The sequence below is a fragment of the Pseudonocardia tropica genome, assembly GCF_040105315.1.
GTDB lineage: Bacteria > Actinomycetota > Actinomycetes > Mycobacteriales > Pseudonocardiaceae > Pseudonocardia > Pseudonocardia alni.
Genome location: NZ_JBEDNP010000059.1, coordinates 1 through 2,859 on the forward strand (window position 1 = coordinate 1; position 2,859 = coordinate 2,859).

Genomic DNA, 2,859 nt, shown 5'->3' on the forward strand with positions numbered 1-2,859 from the left:
GCACGGTGATCTACCTGTGGGGAGGGCGTCCGTTCCTCACCGGCGCCATCGCAGAGATCCGCTCGCGCACGCCGGGCATGATGCTGCTGATCGGCCTGGCGATCACAGTCGCGTTCATCGCGTCCTGGGGTGCCAGCCTGGGCCTGCTCGACGGCGAGCTGAACTTCTGGTGGGAGCTCGCGCTGCTGGTCGTGATCATGCTGCTGGGTCACTGGATCGAGATGCGCTCACTGGCCCAGACCACCTCGGCGCTGGACTCCCTGGCGGCGCTGCTGCCCGACGAGGCCGAGCGGGTCGATCACGGCGATGTCGTCGTCACCGTCTCACCGGCCGACCTGGTGGTCGGAGACGTGGTCATCGTCCGGCCCGGCTCGTCGGTGCCCGCCGACGGAACGATCGTGGACGGGGCGGCGAGCATGGACGAGTCCATGGTGACCGGGGAGTCCCGTACGGTGCGGCGCCAGACTGGCGATCAGGTCGTGGCAGGCACCGTTGCGACCGACTCGGGCCTGCGGGTCGAGGTCACGGCGACCGGGGACGATACCGCGCTGGCCGGGATCCGCCGGCTCGTGGCCGACGCCCAGGCATCGTCGTCGCGGGCTCAGCGTCTGGCCGACACCGCGGCCGGGTGGTTGTTCTGGTTCGCCCTCGGCGCAGCAGTGCTCACCGCGGTGGTCTGGTCTCTGGTCGGGTTGCCCGACACCGCCGTGGTGCGCACCATCACCGTGCTCGTCATCGCCTGCCCGCATGCTCTCGGGCTGGCCATCCCGCTGGTGGTCTCCATCGCCACCGAGCGTGCCGCCCGTGGCGGCGTGCTGGTGAAGGATCGTCTGGCGTTGGAGTCGATGCGCACCGTCGATGCCGTGCTGTTCGACAAGACCGGGACCCTCACCAGGGGTGAGCCGACCGTCATCGACATCGAGCCGGGAGAGGGCCGTGCCGTGGACGAGGTGCTCGCTCTCGCGGCCGCGGCCGAGTCCGACAGCGAACATCCCCTGGCCCGAGCGATCGTCGGCGCGGCTAGCAACCGGGGCTTGACCGTGCCCCCGGCGCGCGAGTTCTCCTCGTCTCCTGCGGTCGGGGTCGAGGCCACCGTGGACGGCACGCGGATCCAGGTCGGCGGACCCCATCTGCTTGACCAGCACGGCGCCGCCGAGTTCGCGGTCGCGGACCAGTGGCGCCGCCAAGGGGCGATCATCCTGCACGTCCTCGCTGACGGGAAGGTCATCGCTGCGCTGCGACTGGCAGACGAGATCAGGCCCGAATCCCGGGAGGCGGTCGAGGCTCTGCACGCCGTCGGCACCCAGGTGGTCATGATCACCGGCGATGCCCGGGCCGTGGCCGAGACCGTCGCTGCCGACCTCGGCATCGACCGGGTCTTCGCCGGAGTCCGCCCGGAGGACAAGGCCGCCAAGGTGGCCGAGCTGCAGAGCGAGGGTCGTCGGGTCGCGATGGTCGGCGACGGCGTCAACGACGCTCCTGCCCTGGCCCAGGCCGACGTGGGTATCGCGATCGGCGCCGGGACCGACGTCGCGATCGGTTCCGCCGGCGTCATCCTCGCCTCGTCCGACCCGAGGTCGGTGCTCTCGGTGATCGACCTGTCACGCGCGTCCTACCGGAAGATGAAGCAGAACCTGTGGTGGGCGGCCGGCTACAACCTGGCCTCCGTCCCGCTCGCGGCCGGAGTGCTCGCTCCCGTCGGGTTCGTCCTGCCGATGAGCGTCGGCGCCATCCTGATGTCCGCATCGACCGTCGTCGTCGCCCTCAACGCTCAGCTTCTTCGCCGTCTCGACCTGACGCCGGCGCGCAGCACAGCACGTCTCGCCGGCGCCGACACCACCGGGTGATGCCCTCGTGTCGCGGTCGGGCCTCGGTAGCTCATCGACCGCCGTGACCATGCGGGGCAACGGTTCGTGCGGCGTGAGCAGGACAAGCTGCGTCGAGGTGGACGGAGGTGGCTTACGTCGGTGGTGCTGTCGGTCCGTGACTGGCCGGCCTGTCAGAGCGAGGGCACAGCACGCGCGGACCGGGCAGCCCTGCCGGTACCGTGATTGCATGGGCAACAGGCGAGAAGGGTTGCAGCTGGTGCTGCTGGTCCTGCCTGTTCTGCTCGGTCTGATCGGAATGCACGCACTCGTCGCCCCGGCCCCCGCGGCAGACACCGGGCACGGGATGGCGGTCGCAGCGGCCGCGGCCGGGCACAGCGACCACCGGGCCGACGCGGCATCCGCGCAGCAGGCACCGATGGCGTCCGAGCAGCCGATGCCCGCCGGCCACGGCGAGCACGACGCCACCCACGCGCTGCATCTGTGCCTGGCCGTACTGGCCGCCGCTGGGGTCGCGTTGCTTTCGGTGTGGCTTTTCCTCGGGCGCCTGCCGCTTCCGACAGCGGTCGCCGCGGCCCTCCAGCGCCCCCGCGGCCGCCCTGCGCAGCGGCCGCCCCCCGTCTCCCGACGACTCGCTCAGCTCTGCGTGTTGCGGACCTGATCGGCCCCCGGCGCGGCAGAGCGTCGGGTCCCGGCCGATCACCCGTCCTCGACACGGAGAGTCAGAACCACACATGAAGATCACCCGCGTGGCCACCGCGGCCACGACACTGACCGCTGCCCTCGTGCTGTCGGCCTGCGGCGGCGCAGAGCCTGCCGGCAGCGCCCCACCCGCGGCTCCGGCACCCGCACCGACCAGCGCCGCCGCTCCGAGCGCGGTGGTCTCCGCCGAGCACAACCAGGCCGACATCGCCTTCGCCCAGGGCATGATCCCGCACCACCAGCAGGCCGTGGAGATGTCGAAGCTGGCCACCGACCGCGCCGGCAGCGACGACGTCCGCGGCCTGGCCACCGAGATCGAGCAGGCCCAAGG

General features: G+C 71.6%; 3 protein-coding genes. All 3 read left to right on the forward strand.

All coding sequences use genetic code 11. The features are described from left to right. Positions 1-1,847 (forward strand): heavy metal translocating P-type ATPase (locus WHI96_RS27365; protein WP_349302502.1); only part of this gene is annotated, 1,847 nt, incomplete at its 5' end. Positions 1,848-2,055: 208 nt separating this feature from the next. After that, positions 2,056-2,487 carry a DUF6153 family protein gene (locus WHI96_RS27370; RefSeq protein ID WP_224404080.1) on the forward strand — a complete coding sequence of 144 codons (432 nt, stop codon included), beginning with the start codon at positions 2,056-2,058 and terminating at the stop codon, positions 2,485-2,487. A 73-nt stretch (positions 2,488-2,560) separates the two neighbouring features. After that, positions 2,561-2,859 (forward strand): DUF305 domain-containing protein (locus WHI96_RS27375; protein ID WP_349302503.1); only part of this gene is annotated, 299 nt, incomplete at its 3' end.

Excerpts from the sequence above, each read along its gene's own strand:
- WHI96_RS27370 (WP_224404080.1), top strand. The coding sequence starts at position 2,056 with ATGGGCAACAGGCGAGAAGGGTTGCAGCTGGTGCTGCTGGTCCTGCCT.